At 65.9% G+C, this 17,714-nt stretch carries 18 protein-coding genes; 8 read left to right on the plus strand and 10 right to left on the minus strand.

Annotated features, from left to right (window positions below; genetic code table 11):
- Positions 1-27: 27 nt before the first annotated feature.
- The 5 genes from AC1DUN_RS01665 to rodA all read right to left on the minus strand — a co-directional run bounded on the left by AC1DUN_RS01665 (position 28) and on the right by rodA (position 5,460).
- Entirely contained in the window at positions 28-339 is a 312-nt protein-coding gene (locus AC1DUN_RS01665) for a hypothetical protein (protein ID WP_477712422.1), read from the minus strand.
- An 84-nt stretch (positions 340-423) separates the two neighbouring features.
- Positions 424-1,548, minus strand: a complete 1,125-nt coding sequence (locus tag AC1DUN_RS01670) for a 3-deoxy-7-phosphoheptulonate synthase (protein WP_477712423.1) — start codon at positions 1,546-1,548, stop codon at positions 424-426.
- Positions 1,549-1,806: 258 nt separating this feature from the next.
- A complete protein-coding gene (gene tldD, locus AC1DUN_RS01675; protein WP_477712424.1) occupies positions 1,807-3,330 on the minus strand; it encodes a metalloprotease TldD in 1,524 nt (507 codons plus the stop codon).
- A gap of 83 nt (positions 3,331-3,413) precedes the next feature.
- The gene (locus AC1DUN_RS01680; protein ID WP_477712425.1) at positions 3,414-4,295 is read right to left on the minus strand and encodes an NAD(P)-dependent oxidoreductase; all 882 of its coding nucleotides are present in this window, start codon (positions 4,293-4,295) and stop codon (positions 3,414-3,416) included.
- A gap of 10 nt (positions 4,296-4,305) precedes the next feature.
- Positions 4,306-5,460, minus strand: a complete 1,155-nt coding sequence (rodA, locus tag AC1DUN_RS01685; RefSeq protein ID WP_477712426.1) for a rod shape-determining protein RodA — start codon at positions 5,458-5,460, stop codon at positions 4,306-4,308.
- A gap of 69 nt (positions 5,461-5,529) precedes the next feature.
- Here rodA and AC1DUN_RS01690 point away from each other — a divergent pair, with 69 nt between their 5' ends.
- From AC1DUN_RS01690 to ruvC, 8 genes are all read left to right on the plus strand, one after another.
- Positions 5,530-6,126 (plus strand): YqiA/YcfP family alpha/beta fold hydrolase, encoded by a 597-nt coding sequence (locus tag AC1DUN_RS01690; protein WP_477712427.1) that lies wholly within the window; start codon positions 5,530-5,532, stop codon positions 6,124-6,126.
- Positions 6,127-6,194: 68 nt separating this feature from the next.
- Positions 6,195-8,255, plus strand: coding sequence for a ribonuclease catalytic domain-containing protein (locus AC1DUN_RS01695; RefSeq protein WP_477712428.1), 2,061 nt, complete (start codon positions 6,195-6,197; stop codon positions 8,253-8,255).
- Between the two features lie 38 nt (positions 8,256-8,293).
- Complete coding sequence (locus AC1DUN_RS01700) at positions 8,294-9,142, plus strand: TonB family protein (protein ID WP_477700916.1); 849 nt, start codon at positions 8,294-8,296, stop codon at positions 9,140-9,142.
- A 7-nt stretch (positions 9,143-9,149) separates the two neighbouring features.
- Positions 9,150-9,989: a shikimate dehydrogenase gene (gene aroE, locus AC1DUN_RS01705; protein ID WP_477712429.1), complete on the plus strand. Its 840-nt coding sequence runs from the start codon at positions 9,150-9,152 to the stop codon at positions 9,987-9,989.
- Entirely contained in the window at positions 9,986-10,735 is a 750-nt protein-coding gene (locus AC1DUN_RS01710; RefSeq protein ID WP_477712430.1) for a transglycosylase domain-containing protein, read from the plus strand. Before aroE ends, AC1DUN_RS01710 begins: the two co-directional genes overlap by 4 nt.
- Before the next feature lie 22 nt (positions 10,736-10,757).
- Complete coding sequence (locus AC1DUN_RS01715; protein ID WP_477712431.1) at positions 10,758-11,390, plus strand: lysophospholipid acyltransferase family protein; 633 nt, start codon at positions 10,758-10,760, stop codon at positions 11,388-11,390.
- Positions 11,390-12,370, plus strand: coding sequence for a phosphatidate cytidylyltransferase (locus tag AC1DUN_RS01720; protein WP_477712432.1), 981 nt, complete (start codon positions 11,390-11,392; stop codon positions 12,368-12,370). Before AC1DUN_RS01715 ends, AC1DUN_RS01720 begins: the two co-directional genes overlap by 1 nt.
- Before the next feature lie 15 nt (positions 12,371-12,385).
- Entirely contained in the window at positions 12,386-12,934 is a 549-nt protein-coding gene (ruvC, locus tag AC1DUN_RS01725; RefSeq protein ID WP_477712433.1) for a crossover junction endodeoxyribonuclease RuvC, read from the plus strand.
- Positions 12,935-12,943: 9 nt separating this feature from the next.
- On the opposite strand, the gene AC1DUN_RS01730 is transcribed toward ruvC, so the two are convergent.
- The 5 genes from AC1DUN_RS01730 to AC1DUN_RS01750 form a co-directional block, all read right to left on the minus strand.
- Positions 12,944-13,120, minus strand: a complete 177-nt coding sequence (locus AC1DUN_RS01730) for a hypothetical protein (protein ID WP_477712434.1) — start codon at positions 13,118-13,120, stop codon at positions 12,944-12,946.
- Between the two features lie 24 nt (positions 13,121-13,144).
- Positions 13,145-14,068, minus strand: a complete 924-nt coding sequence (gene lpxC / locus AC1DUN_RS01735; protein ID WP_007864807.1) for a UDP-3-O-acyl-N-acetylglucosamine deacetylase — start codon at positions 14,066-14,068, stop codon at positions 13,145-13,147.
- A gap of 236 nt (positions 14,069-14,304) precedes the next feature.
- Complete coding sequence (gene ftsZ, locus AC1DUN_RS01740; RefSeq protein ID WP_477712435.1) at positions 14,305-15,534, minus strand: cell division protein FtsZ; 1,230 nt, start codon at positions 15,532-15,534, stop codon at positions 14,305-14,307.
- 149 nt (positions 15,535-15,683) lie between these two features.
- Positions 15,684-16,913 carry a cell division protein FtsA gene (gene ftsA, locus AC1DUN_RS01745; protein ID WP_007864797.1) on the minus strand — a complete coding sequence of 410 codons (1,230 nt, stop codon included), beginning with the start codon at positions 16,911-16,913 and terminating at the stop codon, positions 15,684-15,686.
- A gap of 4 nt (positions 16,914-16,917) precedes the next feature.
- Entirely contained in the window at positions 16,918-17,703 is a 786-nt protein-coding gene (locus AC1DUN_RS01750) for a cell division protein FtsQ/DivIB (RefSeq protein WP_477712436.1), read from the minus strand.
- Between the last annotated feature and the right edge of the window lie 11 nt (positions 17,704-17,714).

Raw genomic sequence — 17,714 nt, forward strand, 5'->3', positions numbered from 1 at the left:
GCCTGGGGCTCTCTGGGGCTCTACTAATTAGTAGCTGATGCTGAGCGCGGCCACATCAATGTGAACCACCGGCTTGGCCAGCGCCGCGCTGGCCGCGCGGGCGAACTCCTGCGCCCATTTGGCCTCGGCGAATTTCGCCGGCCCGGCGGCCTGGGCCACCACCACGACCTTGTCGGCGGTCAGCAGCTTGCCCGTGGGCCGCAGCGGCTCGCAGCCCATTTGCGTGAACTGGTCGTCCAGCCACCAACGCGCCACGTCGTGCGGCATGGGCTGCACTTCGTTGAGGTCCAGCCGCACGGGCGGGCCGTCCTTGAAGCTCACGGTGACTTCGCTGCGCATGATGTGCTCCTGGTCAGGCGCCCATGGTCGGCGACTTGCGGGTAGCGCGGCTATTCGCACAAACCCGCAAGCGGCCCTTAGCGCTTATTTGCTGGCGCGGCGCTTGAGCACGGCGGCCGACAGGATTTCCAGCACGTCCGTCGAATCGTTCCAGCCCAGGCAGGCGTCGGTGATGCTCTTGCCGTAGTCCAGCGCTTTTGCGTCGTCCTTGCCGGGGGTGAATTTCTGCGCGCCGGCGTTGAGGTGGCTTTCCACCATCAGGCCGAACACATGGCGCGAACCGCCGGCCACCTGGCCCGCGATGTCGCGCGCCACCTCGACCTGCTTTTCGTGCTGCTTGGAGCTGTTGGCGTGGCTGCAGTCCACCATCAGCGTGGCCGGCAGCTTGGAGGCTTCCAGTTCCTTGCAGGCCGCCGCGACGCTGGCCGCGTCGTAATTGGGCGTCTTGCCGCCGCGCAGGATCACATGGCAGTCCTTGTTTCCGTTGGTCTGCACGATCGCGACCTGGCCGTTTTTGTGCACCGACAGGAAATGGTGGCCGCGCGCCGCCGCCTGGATGGCGTCGGTGGCGATGCGGATGTTGCCGTCGGTGCCGTTCTTGAAGCCTATGGGTGCCGACAGGCCCGAGGCCAGTTCGCGGTGCACCTGGCTTTCGGTGGTGCGCGCGCCGATGGCGCCCCAGGAGATCAGGTCGCCGATGTACTGGGGCGAGATCACGTCCAGGAATTCGCTGCCGGCCGGCAGGCCCAGGCGGTTGATGTCGATCAGCAGCTGGCGCGCGATGCGCAGGCCTTCGTCGATGCGGAAGGTTTCATCGAGGTAAGGGTCGTTGATCAGGCCCTTCCAGCCCACCGTGGTGCGCGGTTTTTCGAAGTAGACGCGCATCACGATTTCCAGCGTGCCTTCGTACTTCTTGCGCTGCTCGACCAGCTTGCGGGCGTAGTCCAGCGCCGCCGCGGGATCGTGGATGGAACAGGGGCCGATGACCACCAGCAAGCGGTCGTCCTTGCCCTGGATGATGTTGTGGATGCCCTTGCGGGTCTTGCTGATCAGCGTCTCGACGGCGGTGCCGCGGATGGGGAAGAAGCGGATGAGATGCTCGGGAGGGGGTAGCACGGTGATGTCCTTGATGCGTTCGTCGTCGGTCTGGCTGGTCTTTTCGACGGTCGCATACCAGTTGTCGCTGGCGGAGGTGGCTTTGGCATTCATCGCAATCTTCCTTTTCTAGGGTGTCGGGTGTCGGTCGGGCAATTCAGGTTTCAGTACAAACATTCAGCAAACAAATCGGGCAAAAAAAAACCGCCGGGAGCCGGCGGTTTTTGGAGATTCGGTGCGTTTTATCGGGTCACGCCTTGATCTCTCTACCGCCGAAAGCGCTGGAGAACCAAAAGTAAGCAAAATAAAACTTGCCGAAATTCATAAGCTGGAATGTAGCACAGGTCCGCGAAAGCCCCGAAAACGGCCGGTTCAGGCCGTTCCGCCCACCGTCAGGCCGTCGATGCGCAGGGTCGGCTGGCCGACGCCGACCGGCACGCTCTGGCCTTCCTTGCCGCAGGTGCCCACGCCGCTGTCGAGAGCCATGTCGTTGCCCATCATGGTGACGCGGGTCAGCGCGTCGGGGCCGTTGCCGACAATCGTCGCGCCCTTGACGGGATACAGGATCTTGCCGTTTTCGACCCAGAAGGCCTCGCTGGCCGAAAACACAAACTTGCCCGAGGTGATGTCGACCTGGCCGCCGCCGAAGTTGGTGGCGTACAGGCCCTTTTTGATGCTGGCCACGATTTCCTCGGGCTGCTTGTCACCGCCCAGCATGTAGGTGTTGGTCATGCGCGGCATGGGCACGTGGGCGTAGCTCTCGCGCCGGCCGTTGCCGGTGGGTTTGACCTTCATCAGGCGGGCGTTCAGCGAATCCTGGATATAGCCCTTCAAAATGCCGTCCTCGATCAGCACGTTGCGCTGGCTGGCGTTGCCTTCGTCGTCGACGTTGAGCGAGCCGCGGCGGTCGGCGATCGTGCCGTCGTCCAGCACCGTGACGCCCTTGGCCGCCACGCGCTGGCCTATGCGCCCGGAAAAGGCGCTGGAACCCTTGCGGTTGAAGTCGCCCTCCAGGCCGTGGCCTATGGCTTCGTGCAGCAGGATGCCGGGCCAGCCCGAACCCAGCACCACCGTCATCTCGCCGGCCGGCGCGGGGCGCGCGTCGAGGTTGGTCAGGGCGGCTTTCACCGCGTCATTGACGTATTCGGCGACCTGCGCGTCGTCAAAGTAAGCCAGGCCGAAACGGCCGCCGCCACCGCCCGAGCCGACTTCGCGCCGGCCTTTCTGTTCGGCGATCACCGTCACGCTCAGGCGCACCAGCGGGCGTACGTCGGCGGCCAGCGTGCCGTCGGCGCGCGCCACCATGACCACGTCGTATTCGCTGGCCAGGCCGGCCATGACCTGCACGATGCGCGGATCCTTGGCCTTGGCGAGTTTTTCGACCTTTTCCAGCAGCTGGACCTTGGCGGTGCTGTCCAGCGTGGCGATGGGGTCCAGCCCCTGGTAGAGCGAGCGGCTGCCGGCGATGCGGCCGGCCGGCGTCTTGACGCGGGCGCTTTTGCCGCCGGCGGCAATGCTGCGCACCGTGCGCGCCGCGTCCAGCAGCGAAGCTTCGGAAATATCGTCGGAATAGGCAAAAGCGGTTTTCTCGCCGCTGACGGCACGCACGCCCACGCCCTGGTCAATGCTGAAGGAGCCGGTTTTCACGATGCCCTCTTCCAGGCTCCAGCCTTCGCTGCGGGTGTACTGGAAATACAGGTCGGCGTCGTCCGCGCCATGGGAGGTGATTTCACCGAGGGCGCGGCTCAGGTGCGCCTGCGTGAGGCCGAAGGGCGCCAGCAGCAGCTTCTGCGCGATCTCCAGCCGCCCCGAGGTTGACTCCACCGTAGGCCGGGCGGCCGAAGAGGCCGTGGACTTGTTGGGGGCGGAGGCGGTGGTGGAGCGAAGTGAGGTCATGCGGCCATTGTAGGCAGTCTGCCTGTGGGCCGGGGGCGGCGGGGTTTTGCCCGCAGGCAAGGGAAAACCGGGCGAAAACCCGCTCAGCCGCCCTTGCCGCCCAGGTGCTTGAACAGCGCGGCATCGTCCTCGGCCGCCAGCCCGGCCCGGTGGGCCTCGGCAAAGACCCGGCTGGCGCTCTCGCCCAGCGGGCCTTCAAAGCCGGCCGCGCGGGCCGCCGCCACGGCCAGCCGCGTGTCTTTTTCAAGCAGCGTCACATGCGCGCGCGGCGCGTAGTCGCCGGCAATCGCGCGGCGCATGCGGTCCGAGCCTATCCAGCTCTGCCCGCTGGACTGCTCGATCACGTCCAGGGTTTTCGCCAGGTCCAGCCCCAGGCGCGCGGCCAGCGCCAGCGCCTCGGCCGCGCCCACCAGGTTGATGCCGGCCAGCAGGTTGTTGACCAGCTTGGTGCGGGCGCCGTCACCAGGTTTCTCGCTGATGTGGAACACCTTGGCCGACAGGTCCCGCAGCAAGCCGGCCTGCTGTTCATATAGGGCCTGCGAGCAAGCCAGCATCAGGCTCATGGAGCCGTCACGCGCCCGGGCCGGGCCGCCCGACATGGGCGCGTCCAGCGTGTGCACGCCGAGCTGGGCCAGCCGGGCGGCGAAGGACTCGACGTCCTGCGGCGCGATGGTCGGGCACAGCATCACGGCATGGCCGGGCTGCAGCATGCGGGCCAGGCCTTGCTTGCCAAACAGCACCTCTTCAGTTTGCGCCGCATCGACCACGCAGACGATAAAAGCCTGTGACTCCGCCGCGGCATCCGCGGGGCTGGCAATGGCCGTGGCGCCCAGTTCCACCATGGCCGCCACCTTGGCCGCATCGATGTCGCAAACCTGGACCTCCCAGCCCCTGGCCAGCAGGTTGGCCGCCATGCCGCCGCCCATATTGCCCACGCCGATCACGGTCACCCTACGGGCGTTCACGCGGGCGGCCTCAGGTCTGCACCAGGCGCTTGGCCTTGGCGATGGACATCAGCATGCCTATGGCCAGGCCCAAAGTGACCATGGCGGTGCCGCCGTAGCTGATAAAGGGCAAAGGCACGCCCACCACCGGCAGGATGCCGCTGACCATGCCCATGTTGACGAAGGCATAGGTGAAAAAGATCATGGTCAGCGCCCCCGCCAGCAGGCGCGCGAACAGGGTCGAGGCCTCCAGCGCGATGGCCAGCCCGCGCAGGATCAGGAAGATGAAACCGGCGATCAGCAGCAGGTTGCCCAGCAGGCCGAACTCCTCGGAATAGGCGGCGAAGATGAAGTCGGTGGTGCGCTCGGGAATGAACTCCAGGTGAGTTTGCGTGCCGGCCATGAAACCCTTGCCGGTGATGCCGCCCGAGCCGATGGCGATCATGCCCTGGATGATGTGAAAGCCCTTGCCCAGCGGGTCGCGCGACGGGTCCAGCAGGGTGCAGATGCGCTGCTGCTGGTAGTCGTGCAGTATGGGCCAGCGCACGCCGTCGGCGCAGATCTGCGGCTCGAACCAGACCACCAGGAACACGCAGACCAGGCCCAGCAGCACCGGCGGCAGGATCAGCTTCCAGCTCAGGCCCGCGAAAAAAATCACCGCCAGGCCGGCCGCCAGCACCAGCAGCGAGGTGCCCAGGTCGGGCTGCTTCATGATCAGGCCCACCGGCATGGCCAGCAGCAGCACGGCGGCCACGAAGTCCAGCGGGCGCAGCTGGCCCTCGCGCTTCTGGAACCACCAGGCCAGCATCAGCGGCATGGCGATCTTGAGGATTTCGCTGGGCTGTATCACCACGCCCACATTGAGCCAGCGTTTGGCACCTTTTTTGGTCACGCCAAACACCGCGACGGCCACCAGCAGGGTCACGCCCACAATGTAGAGCGGCACGGCAAAGGCCATCAGGCGCTGCGGCGGCACCTGCGCCACCACGAACATGATGGCCCCGGCGATCAGCATGTTGCGGCCATGGTCGACAAAGCGGGTGCCGTGGTCATAACCCGACGAATACATGATCAAGAGGCCCGCGCAGGCCAGCAGGAAGACGGCAAATGCCAGCAGGCCGTCAAAGCCCTGCAGCAGGGGCAAAGTTCGCTGGTAAAGAGAGGGTTTGTCGAAAACGGCAGCCATGCCGGGGATTATCCGCCAGGGCCCGCGGCCGGGGCCCAAAGACCGTGGGCGCCCGTCTACCATGGCGGCATGCGCACCACCCATCTGCTTTACCTGCACGGCTTTCGCTCTTCGCCGCAGTCCATGAAGGCCCAGAAAATGGCGGCCATCGTGCGACAGCGCCATCCCGCCGTCCACTGGTGGTGTCCGCAGCTGCCGCCTTCGCCCGAGGCCGCGCTGCGCGGGGTCATGGACGAAATCGCCGGCTGGCCGCGGCAAGCCGGCTTCCAAAACCTGGCCGTGGTCGGCTCCTCGCTGGGCGGTTTTTACGCCACCGCCGTGGCCGAGCGCACCGGCTGCAAAGCCGTGCTGCTCAACCCGGCCGTGGAGCCGGCGCGGGACCTAGCCCGCTACATCGGCGAGCAAAGCGCCTGGCACGACCCGGACCAGCACTTTTTCTTCGAGCCGCGTTTTGTCGACGAACTGAAAGCCCAGCACGCCGGGCCACTGAAGGCGCCTGAAAACTACCTGGCCATCATCGCCAAGGGCGACGAGGTGCTGGACTGGCGTGAAATGGCGGCCCGCTATGCGGGCGCCCACTTGCGCATCCTCGAAGGCGGCGACCATGCGCTGAGCGACTTCGACACGCATGTGCCCGAAATCCTGGATTTCCTCGCCCTGGCCTGAAAGCCGGCCCTGAACGGGGGCTGATTACACTAGGCGCAAGTCATCAAAGACACCAAAGGGATTCCGTTTTGTTTGTATTGTTTGAAGAAGCCGGCAAGTTTCTGGCCGGCCGCATTTTGTCCGAGAGCGACGCCTCGCTGCAGGTGGAGCTCGACTCGGGCAAGCGCGTGAAGGTCAAGGGCGTCAATGCCCTGCTGAAATTCGAGAAGCCCTCGCCCGCCGAGCTCATGGCCGCCGGGCAGAAACTGAGCACCGACATCGAGCTGGACCTGGCCTGGGAATTCGCCGGCGAAGGCGAATTCGGCTTTGCCGACCTGGCCCGCGACTACTTCAGCGCCGACGGCAAACCCGCCACGCTGGAGCAGCAGGCTGCCGCGCTGTTCCGCCTTTACGATGCGCCGCACTACTTCCGCCGTGCCGGCAAGGGCCGCTTCAAGAAAGCGCCCGCCGACATCCTGCAGCAGGCGCTGGCCGCCATCGAGAAGAAAAAACAGGTGGCGGCGCAAATCACCGCCTGGGCCGAGGAACTGGGCCGCGGCGAATGCCCGGCGCCGGTGCGCGAGCAGCTCTACAAAATCCTGTTCAAGCCCGACAAGAACAGCGCCGAGTACAAGGCCGTGGTCGAGGCCTCCCGCGCCACGCATACCGCGCCGCTGGATCTGTTGCAGAAGGCCGGCGCCATCGCCTCGCCCTACCAGTTCCACTGGAAGCGTTTCCTGTTCGAGAACTTTCCCAAGGGCACGGGCTTTCCGGCGCTGCAGGCGCCCGAAGTCAAGGACGAGCTGCCGCTGGCCGACGTGAAAGCCTTTTCCATCGACGACTCGGCCACCACCGAGATCGACGACGCGCTGTCGGTGCAGGGCCTGGGCAGCGGCACTGTCACGCTGGGCATACACATCGCCGCGCCCGGCCTGGCCGTGCTGCCCGGCAGCCCCATCGACGCGGTGGGCCGCGCGCGGCTGTCCACCGTCTACATGCCGGGCTACAAGCTGACCATGCTGCCCGACGAAATCGTCAAAAGCTACACGCTGCAGGAAGGCCGCAACTGCCCGGCCCTGTCGCTCTACCTCACGCTCGACGAAGCCACGCTGGAGATCAAGGAAAGCGCCACGCGGCTGGAGCAGGTGCCCATCGTCAGCAACCTGCGCCACGACATGCTGGACAGCACTTTCACCGAAGCCTTTTTTGAAGCCGCGCAAAGCAGCCCGCCCACCGGCGTGCCCTGGGGCGTGGAGCTCACCTTCCTGCACCGGCTGGCAAAACACCTGAAGGCGCAGCGCGAAATCGTGCGCGGCAAGCCCGAGAACTTCAACCGGCCTGATTACAACTTCCGCCTGGACAACCCCACGGGCGGCGAGCCCCAAGGCAACGAAACCGTCAGCATCAGCACGCGCCAGCGCGGCGCGCCGCTGGACCTGATCGTGGCCGAGGCCATGATCCTGGCCAACAGCACCTGGGGCCAGTGGCTGGCCGAGCACGGCGTGCCCGGCATCTACCGCAGCCAGGCCAGCCTGGCGCCCGGCGTGAAGGTGCGCATGGGCACCAAGGCCTTGCCGCATGCGGGCATAGGCGTCAAGAGTTATGCCTGGAGCACCTCGCCGCTGCGCCGCTACACCGACCTGGTCAACCAGTGGCAGATCATCGCCTGCGCGCGCCACGGCCGCACGGCCGCGCTGGCCGCGCCCTTCAAGCCCAAGGATGCCGAGCTGTTTTCCATCATCTCGGGTTTTGACGCCGCCTACAGCGCCTACAACGGCTTCCAGGCCGGCATAGAGCGCTACTGGACGCTCAAATACCTGCAGCAAAACGGCGTCACCGAGCTGGTGGCCACCGCCTTCAAGGACAACCTGGTGCGCGCCGACGAGTTGCCGCTGGTGCTCGCGGCCGTGGGCGCGCAGGGCTTGCCGCGCGGCGCGAAAGTGCGCGTGCGGCTGGGCGAGATCGACGAGATCACGCTGGACGTGTCGGGCACGGTCACCGAGCGGCTGGACGTGGAACTTGAGGAATCGCCCGACCCGCTCGGTGAGGACGACGGCGAGACCGAGATGGCCGCCGGCCCGATCTCCATCGCGGTCGATGTCAATGAGCCACAAACCGACGCCGCCGCCGCGGCTCCGGTGGCGGGTTGACACCGGATTTCGCGCATAAACCCCGATAATCTCTTTCTGTGAAGAACCCAAGCACACTGCAAATTGCCCTGGGCGTGTCCATCGCCGTGCACGCGGTGCTGCTGACGGTGCGTTTTGTCGACCCCGAGCGCTTTAACCGCGTGTTCCAGGACACCCCGCTGGAAGTGATCCTGGTCAACGCCAAGTCCAATGAAAAGCCCGACTTCGCCAAGGCGATCGCGCAGGCCTCGCTGGCCGGCGGCGGCGAGGCCGAAAAAGGCCGGGCCACCTCGCCCCTGCCGCCTTCGGCCCTGATGGAGCTTGGCGACGCCACTGAAGACGCGCAGCGCAAGGTCGAGTCACTGCAGGAGCAGCAAACCCAGCTGCTGGCGCAGATCAAAAAGCAGCTGGCCTCCATGCCGCCGCCCGACCTGACCCAGCCCGCCAACAGTCCGGCCCAGGCCGAGCGCGAGGAAAAACGCAAGGCCCTGGTCAAGATCCTGGCTGAGATCGAACGCCGCATCAACGAAGAAAACGCGCGGCCCAAAAAGCGCTACATCAGCCCGGCCACGCGTGAAGAGGTCTACGCCGTCTATTACGACGAGCTGCGCCGCAAGATCGAGGACAAGGGCACCGTCAACTTCCCCGAGCAGGCCGGCAAAAAACTGTACGGCGAGCTCACCATGATCGTCACCGTGAACTTCGACGGCACCGTGCTGGACACGGAAGTGGTGCAGACCTCGGGCAACCTGACATTGGACCGGCGCGCCCAAAGCATTGTGCGCGGTACCGGGCCCTTCGGCCGCTTCAACGACGCCATGCGCCGCAAGGCCGACCAGATCGTCGTGGTGTCGCGCTTCAAGTTCACGCGCGACGACACGCTGGAAACCAAACTCACGAGCCGCTAGGGTCCCCATGGATCAGTACTACGTCCTGGGCAACCCGATCGCTCACAGCAAGTCGCCGCTGATCCACGCGCGCTTTGCCGAGCTGACCGGGCAGTCCCTGCGCTACGAGCGCCTGCTGGTGCCGCTGGAATCCTTCGCTGCCACCCTGGCGCAGTTGCAGCGGGACGGCGTCAAAGGCTGCAACGTCACCGTACCCTTCAAGCTTGACGCTTTTGAGGCCGCCACCACGCGCAGCGACAGGGCGCAGCTTGCGCAGGCGGCCAACACCTTGCTGCTGCAGGGCGGCGCCGTCCATGCCGACAACACCGACGGCGTGGGCCTGGTCAAGGACATCCAGAACAATGCCGGCGTTTCGCTGGCCGGGCGCGACGTGCTGCTGATAGGCGCGGGCGGCGCGGGCGCCGGTGCGCTGGCGCCGCTGCTGGCGGCCGGGCCGCGCCGGCTGGTGCTGGTCAACCGCACACGGGCCAAGGCCGATGCGCTGGTCCAGCGCCACCAGGCGCATGCGTCCCTGCAGCCCCTGCTGCAGACCACCGAGCTGCTGGCCCAAGACCTGGAAGGCCTTCAAGGCGCGTTCGACGTGGTCATCAACGCCAGCGCGAGCAGCCTGGCCGGCGCCGGCGTGCCGGTCGCCGCCGGCGTGCTCAAACCCGGCGCGCTGGCCTGCGACATGATGTATGGCCCCGCGGCCGCCGGCTTCATGGCCTGGGCCCGCGACAACGGCGCCGTGCCACGCGACGGCCTGGGCATGCTGGTCGAGCAGGCCGCCGAAGCCTTCGAGCTGTGGCGCAAGGTGCGCCCGCCTTCGGCGCAGGTGCTGCGGGAAATGCGGGCATCGCTGGCATGAAGGCGCTCTTCAGGCTGATCGGGCTGGGCCTGCTGGCCGGCCTGGCCTTGCAGCTTTTTTTTGTGGCACGCATCGCCGTGATGGCCGTGGTGGACCCGGAGTCCACCGCCTTCCAGCGCTCTGAAGCCTACCTGGTCGCGCGCAACACCGGCAGCCTGAAATGGCGCCAGCAATGGGTGCCCTATAGCGAGCTGCCCGACAGCCTCAAGCGCGCGGTCATCGCCTCCGAAGACGCCAGCTTTGCCGAGCATGACGGTGTCGACATGGAGGCGCTGGAAAAAGCCTGGGACAAAAACGCCAAGGCCGAACAGCGCGCCGCGCAGTCGGCCAGCCGGCTGGCACCCGCCAGGGCGGCGGCCGCGCCGGCCAAACCCGTGAAGATCGTGGGCGGCTCCACCATCACGCAGCAACTGGCCAAAAACCTGTTTTTGTCGGGCGAGCGCACGCTGCTGCGCAAGGGCCAGGAGCTGGTGCTGACCTTGCTGCTGGAAGCGCTGCTGGGCAAGGAGCGCATCCTGGAGATCTACCTCAACAGCGTGGAATGGGGCGAAGGCGTTTTCGGCGCCGAGGCGGCCGCCCAGCACTATTACCGCAAGCCCGCGGCCAGGCTGAGCGCCTACGAGGCCGCGCGCCTGGCCGTGATGCTGCCGCGGCCCAAGTACTTTGAGACCCGGCCCAACTCAGGCTACCTGGCCTCGCGCGCCGGCACCATCGTCGCCCGCATGGGCGGCGTGGAACTGCCTTGAGGCACCCAAAGGCCAGCAGCCCATGAACGACAAGCTTTCTCCCCTGCTGGCCAAGCTCATGGGCCTGTTCCTGCTGGGCCTGATCCGCACGCTGACCGGCGCGCAGGCACGCTGGCAAGGCTGCCCGCCCAAGGCCGAGCAGCGCATCTATTTCGCCAACCACCAGAGCCACGCCGACCTGGTGCTGATGTGGGCGGCCCTGCCCGAAGAACTGCGCAGCATCACGCGGCCCATCGCGGCCAAGGACTACTGGACCAAAACCCCGTTCAAGAAGTGGATCACCACGGCGGTGTTCAACGCAATTTATGTGGACCGCGCCAAGACCGGCGACCAGGACCCGCTGGAGCCGCTGATCGAGGCGCTGACCCACGGCGACTCCATCATCCTGTTCCCGGAAGGCACGCGCGGCAACCATGAGGAGCCGCAAAAATTCAAGGCCGGCCTCTACAACCTGGCACTCAAATTCCCGGGCGTTGTGCTGGTGCCGGCCTGGATCAACAACGTGCAGCGCGTCATGCCCAAGGGCGAGGTCGTGCCGGTTCCCATCCTGTGCTCGGTCACCTTCGGCGCGCCGATTGCCCTGGGCGCCGGTGAAGACCGCGGCGAATTCCTGGCCCGCGCGCGCCAGGCGGTGATGGACCTGCGGGATTCCTGATGAATACCTTTCTGCGCAACCTCTCGCCCTCGCAGCAGGTCGGCCTGCTGTTCGTGCTGGTCTTCGGCATCCTGACCGCCATCAGCGTGGCCGCCTTCGTGATGTCGCTCAAGGACACGCACGAGGACGACCTGCACACCCAGAAGCTCAAGGAGTTCAACGGCGTCCTGCGCACTTCCTGGCTGATGTCCACGGTGTTCTGGATAGGCTGGACGCTGGGCGAAACCGTGGCCACCGTGCTGTTCGGGCTGGTCGCGTTTTTTGCGCTGCGCGAGTTCATCACGCTCTCGCCCACGCGACAGGGCGACCACCGCAGCCTGGTGCTGGCCTTCTTCGTGGTGCTGCCGATGCAATTCGCGCTGGTCATCACGCGGCGCTTCGACCTGGTCACCGTGTTCATCCCCGTCTACGTCTTCCTGGCGATTCCGGTGGTCAGCGCGCTGGCCGACGACCCGCAGCGCTTCCTGGAGCGCAACGCCAAGCTGCAATGGGGCATCATGGTCTGCGTCTACGGCATCAGCCACGTGCCGGCCCTGATGCTGCTGAAGTTTCCCAACTATGAAGGCAAGAACGCCTTCCTGGTGTTCTTCCTGGTGTTTGTGGTGCAAAGCTGCATGATCGTGGAGTACCTGGTCGGCCGCAGGCTGCAGCGCCCGCCCAGCGCGCCCAATGTGAGCAAGAGCTTCAACTGGACCAGCTGGCTGATCGCCGTGGTGGCGGCCAGCCTGTTGGGCGGCCTGCTCGCGGGCCTCACGCCCTTCAAGCCGGCCCAGGCCGTGGCCATGGCTTTTATCGCCTGCGTCTCGGGCTCGCTGGGCCACCTCGTGATGAAGGCCCTCAAGCGCGACCGCGGCATTCCCAACTGGGGCAAACGCGGCGTGGGCGTGACCGGCGCCAGCGGCCTGCTGGACCGGGTCGATGCGCTGTGCTTCGGCGCGCCCATCTTCTTCCATTCGGTCCGCTGGTATTTCGGCCTCTAGGCCCGGCTAATTGCCATGCGCATCCTAGGCATAGACCCCGGCCTTCAGACCTCCGGCTTCGGTGTGGTCGACGTGGACGGCCCGCATCTTCGCTATGTGGCCAGCGGCACCATCAAGACCACGCACCTGGAGCGCGCCGACCTGCCCGGCCGGCTCAAGGTGCTGTTCGAAGGCGTGTGCGAGGTGGTGGAGCGCTACCAGCCCGACGCGGCCTCGGTTGAAATCATCTTTGTCAACGTCAACCCGCAAGCCACCCTGCTGCTGGGCCAGGCGCGCGGCGCCTGCATCACCGCGCTGGTTTCGCGCGAATTGTCCGTGGCCGAATACACCGCCTTGCAGCTCAAGAAGGCCGTGGCCGGCTACGGCAAGGCCGGCAAGGCCGAGGTGCAGGAAATGGTGATGCGACTGCTCAAGCTGCCTTCGCTGCCCGGCAAGGACGCGGCCGATGCGCTGGGCCTGGCCATCACCCATGCCCACGTGGGCAGCGCCATGGCGCGGCTGGCCCAGGCCGGCGGCACGGGCGCAAAAATGACGGGAAATTACCGCGGTGGGCGTAGCCGCTGAAGGGCTACGCTACGCGATCCGCTCAAGCACCAGCACCGCGAAAAAGCCGAACGCGGCAATCAGTGTCCACTTGAGGATGATGAGCCCGAAGCGTTTGTAACGCAGCTGCCCGGTGCCCGCGTAAAACATGAAGGCCACCACGGCGGCCAGCAAAAACAGCAGGATGAGCCAGCGGAACAGCAGCATGGGCGGCCCTTGGCAATGCCGCGCCTACCAGGCGCGCGCCAGTGTGGCAAAACCCCGGGGCGCTTTTTTCTCGTCTTCAAAGGTGACGACTTCGTAGGCATCCTTGTGCGCCAGCAGCTCGCGCAGCAGCTTGTTGTTCATCGCATGGCCGGAGCGAAACGCGCTGTAGGCGGCCAGCAGTGGCTTGCCCAGCAGGTACAGGTCGCCCATGGCGTCGAGGATCTTGTGCTTGACGAACTCGTCGTTGTAGCGCAGGCCGTCGCTGTTGAGCACCTTGTAGTCGTCCATCACGATGGCGTTGTCCAGCCCGCCGCCCAGGGCCAGGCCGTTGGCGCGCATCATCTCCACGTCCTTGGTGAAACCGAAGGTGCGGGCCCGCGCGATGTCGCGCGAGTAGGCGCCTGAGCCCATGTCGAACTCCACGCGCTGGCCGGTGGAGTCCACCGCCGGGTGGTCAAAATCAATTTCAAAGCTGAGCTTGTAGCCTTCATAAGGCGACAGGCGCGCCCACTTGGTGCTGGCGCCCTCGCCTTCGCGCACTTCCACCGGCTTGATCACGCGGATAAAACGCTTGGGCGCGGCCTGCAACTCGATGCCGGCCGACTGCAGCAAAAACACAAAGGACGAGGCCGAGCCGTCCAGGATGGGCACTTCCTCGGCCGTGATGTCGACGTAGAGGTTGTCAATGCCCAGGCCCGCGCAGGCCGACATCAAATGCTCCACCGTGTGTACCTTGGCGCTGCCGCTGGAGATGGTGGACGCCAGCCGCGTATCCGTCACCGATTGCGCCGAGATCGCGATGTCCACCGGCTGCGGCAGATCCACACGGCGAAACACAATGCCCGTATCCGGCGCCGCGGGGCGCAAGGTCAATTCCACCCGCTGCCCGCTGTGCAGCCCCACGCCCACGGCTTTGGTCAGTGATTTAAGGGTTCTTTGGGCAAGCATGCGATCTATTTTAGGCGGCGCAAGGCCATTTCAAGGGTAGGGGATAGCAATGCCGGGCATAGCGAGGGTGCATTGGCCGCAGCCGCAGCTGCAGACACTCTGCCCACGACCCAACGACGATTAATGGGATGGAAAGCGTAGCGAGCGCCCCGAGGTTGCGTCGAGGAGCGGAACCGTACACCAGTACGGCGAGCACCGCAGACGCAAGATCGGGGCGCGCAGTAGCTTTACACCCATTAATCGGCTTGTTTGCGGAGGAAGGCTGGAATCTCGAAGTCGTCCATGCCTCCCGAAGCAAGCGCATCCACCTTGGCCGCCGCCTGCGTCCGATTGGTACGCCACACGCTGGGCACCGCCATATTGCCGTAGTCCGGCTGGGCCACACCCGTGGCCATCTGCGGCGCGCCCGTACCACCAGCCGCCGTGTTCAGCGTGGGCACGTTGAAAGGCACGTTGTCGGTGCCGGTGCGCAGCACCTGCAGCGGCGGCGCATGGCGGCGCATGCCCTGGCGCGACAGGCCCGTCGCGACCACGGTCACGCGGATCTCGTCGCCCAGCTCGTCGTCATAAGCCGTGCCGTAGATCACGTGCGCATCGGGCGAGGCGTAAGCGCGGATGGTGTTCATCGCGAGCTTGGATTCGCTCAGCTTGAGCGAACCCTTGGCCGCCGAGATCAGCACCAGCACACCCTTGGCGCCGGACAGGTCGATGCCTTCGAGCAGCGGGCAGGCCACAGCCTGCTCGGCGGCGATGCGCGCGCGGTCAGGGCCGTTGGCCTTGGCCGTGCCCATCATGGCCTTGCCGGGCTCGCCCATCACGGTGCGCACGTCCTCGAAGTCGACATTCACATGGCCGGGCACGTTGATGATTTCGGCAATACCGCCCACGGCGTTTTTGAGCACGTCGTTGGCATGCGCGAAAGCCTCGTCCTGCGTCACGTCGTCGCCCAGCACTTCGAGCAGCTTCTCGTTGAGCACCACGATCAGTGAGTCGACGTTGGCTTCGAGCTCGGCCAGGCCCAGGTCGGCATTGGTCATGCGGCGGCCGCCTTCGAACTCGAAGGGCTTGGTCACCACACCCACCGTCAGGATGCCCATCTCCTTGGCGATGCGCGCGATCACCGGCGCGGCGCCGGTGCCCGTGCCGCCGCCCATGCCGGCGGTGATGAACAGCATGTGCGCGCCGTCGATCGCGCTGCGGATGTCGTCCGCCGCCACTTCGGCCGCGTCGCGGCCCTTGTCGGGCTTGCTGCCCGCGCCCAGGCCGCTGCTGCCCAGCTGGATGGTCTTGTGCGCGCTGCCGCGGCTGAGTGCCTGCGCGTCCGTGTTGGCGCAGATGAATTCGACGCCTTGCACGCCGCATTCGATCATGTGCCCGACGGCATTGCCGCCGCCGCCGCCCACACCGATCACCTTGATCTGTGTGCCCTGGTTGAATTCTTCGATTTCAATCATTTCGATGCTCATTGGGAGCCTCCTAATCAATAAACTGCAGTTGCCAATAATTGGAAATTTGTATTTATGGTTGACACGGCTGTCTCACGCAGGGGGATCCGCCCCGCCCGAATGCATGCAACGCGAGGGCCTGCCGATAAAAGTGGAATAGGTTTTCATGGTCAGAAGTTCCCCACAAACCAGTCTTTGACGCGGCCGAAGGCGTTGTGCACACTGCCGGCCTTCTGCGACACCTTGTAGCCCCGCATGCGGGCCAGCCGGGCCTCTTCGAGCAGGCCCATGACGGTGGAGGCCCGCGCCTGCGCCACCATGTCGGACAGCGCGCTGGAGTAGCGCGGTATGCCGCGACGCACCGGCTTGAGGAAAATGTCCTCGCCGAGCTCCACCATGCCGGGCATGACGGCGCTGCCGCCGGTGATGACGATGCCGGAAGACAGCACCTCTTCATAGCCCGATTCGCGTATCACTTGCTGCACCAGCGAGAAAATCTCCTCGATGCGCGGCTCGATGACGCCGGCCAGCGCCTGCTTGCTCAGCATGCGCGGGCCGCGGTCGCCCAGGCCCGGGACTTCCACCTGGGTGTCGGGGTCGGCCAGCAGCTGCTTGGCGTAGCCGCTTTCCACCTTGATGTCCTCGGCGTCCTTGGTGGGCGTGCGCAGCGCCATGGCGATGTCGCTGGTGATCAGGTCGCCGGCGATCGGGATCACCGCGGTGTGCCGGATGGCGCCGCCGGTAAAAATCGCGACGTCGGTGGTGCCCGCGCCTATGTCGACCAGCGCCACGCCGAGCTCCTGCTCGTCCTGCGTGAGCACCGCCAGGCTGGAGGCCAGCGGGTTGAGCATCAGCTGGTCCACCTCCAGGCCGCAGCGCCGCACGCACTTGATGATGTTCTCGGCCGCGCTCTGCGCGCCGGTCACGATGTGCACCTTGGCCTCCAGGCGTATGCCGCTCATGCCTATGGGTTCGCGCACGTCCTGGCCGTCGATGACGAACTCCTGCGGCTCAACCAGCAGCAGGCGCTGGTCGGTCGAGATGTTGATGGCCTTGGCCGTCTCGATCACCCGCGCCACGTCGGCCTGGGTGACCTCCTTGTCCTTGACCGCCACCATGCCGCTGGAGTTGATGCCGCGTATGTGGCTGCCGGTGATGCCGGTGTAGACACGGGCGATCTTGCAGTCGGCCATCAGCTCGGCCTCCTTCAAGGCCTGCTGGATGCTCTGCACCGTGGCGTCGATGTTGACCACCACGCCGCGCTTCAAGCCGTTGCTGGAGGCGATGCCCAGGCCCGCGAGCTTGAGCTCGCCGCCCGGCATGACCTCGGCCACCACGGCCATGACCTTGCTGGTGCCGATGTCCAGCCCAACCACCAGATCCTTGTATTCCTTGGCCATATGTTTACCTTTTTTTCTTTCCGTCTTCTTTGTCGGCGGGGCTGCCCGTGGTCACCCCCCTGAGCCTGATCGCATAACCGTTGGCGTAACGCAGGTCGGCGGACTCCAGGTCCCTTCCGTAGCGCGACGACACCTGCGTCACCGTGGCAATAAAGCGGCGCGTGCGCGCCTCGATTTCCGGCAGCGAGCCGTGGCCGAGTTCGATCACGGCGCCGCTGTCGAGCTGCGCACGCCAGCCGCCCTGGCCGCTGAGCTGCAACTGCTCCAGCGTGGCGTCCGTTTCGTCGAACAAGGGCCCCAGCGTCTGGTAGGCCTGCAGCACCAAGGGCGCCTGTCCCGGCGGGCCGCTCAGCAGCGGCAGGTCTTCCGACTCCACGTCGCCCTGGTTGGCGTCGAACACCTCGCCAAAATTGTTGACCAGCCGCGCGTCGCCCTCGGCGCCCCAGAAGGCCACGGGCTTGTGCTCCTGCAGCACCACCTTGAGGCGGTTCGGGAATTCGCGCTGCACCAGCGCCCGACGTACCCAGGGCACGGACTCGAACACCGCGCGCGTGGCGGCCAGGTCCACCGTGAAGAAATTGCCGGCCAGCCGCGGTGCCACGTTGGCGCGCAGCGTGACCGCGTTGTTGTGCATCAAATCGCCCTGCACACGGATCGCGCTCAGGCTGAACAGCGACTGGCGCAGCACCCAGGCGACGCCCAGCGCCACGACCATGGCGGCAAACGCCAGGCCCAGGACCACCGAGAAGGTGTTCATGAGCTTGACGTCCAGCGGCATGGCGGTGGGCATAGGCGTTCTGC

The organism is Polaromonas sp. P4_F6 (genome assembly GCF_056401275.1).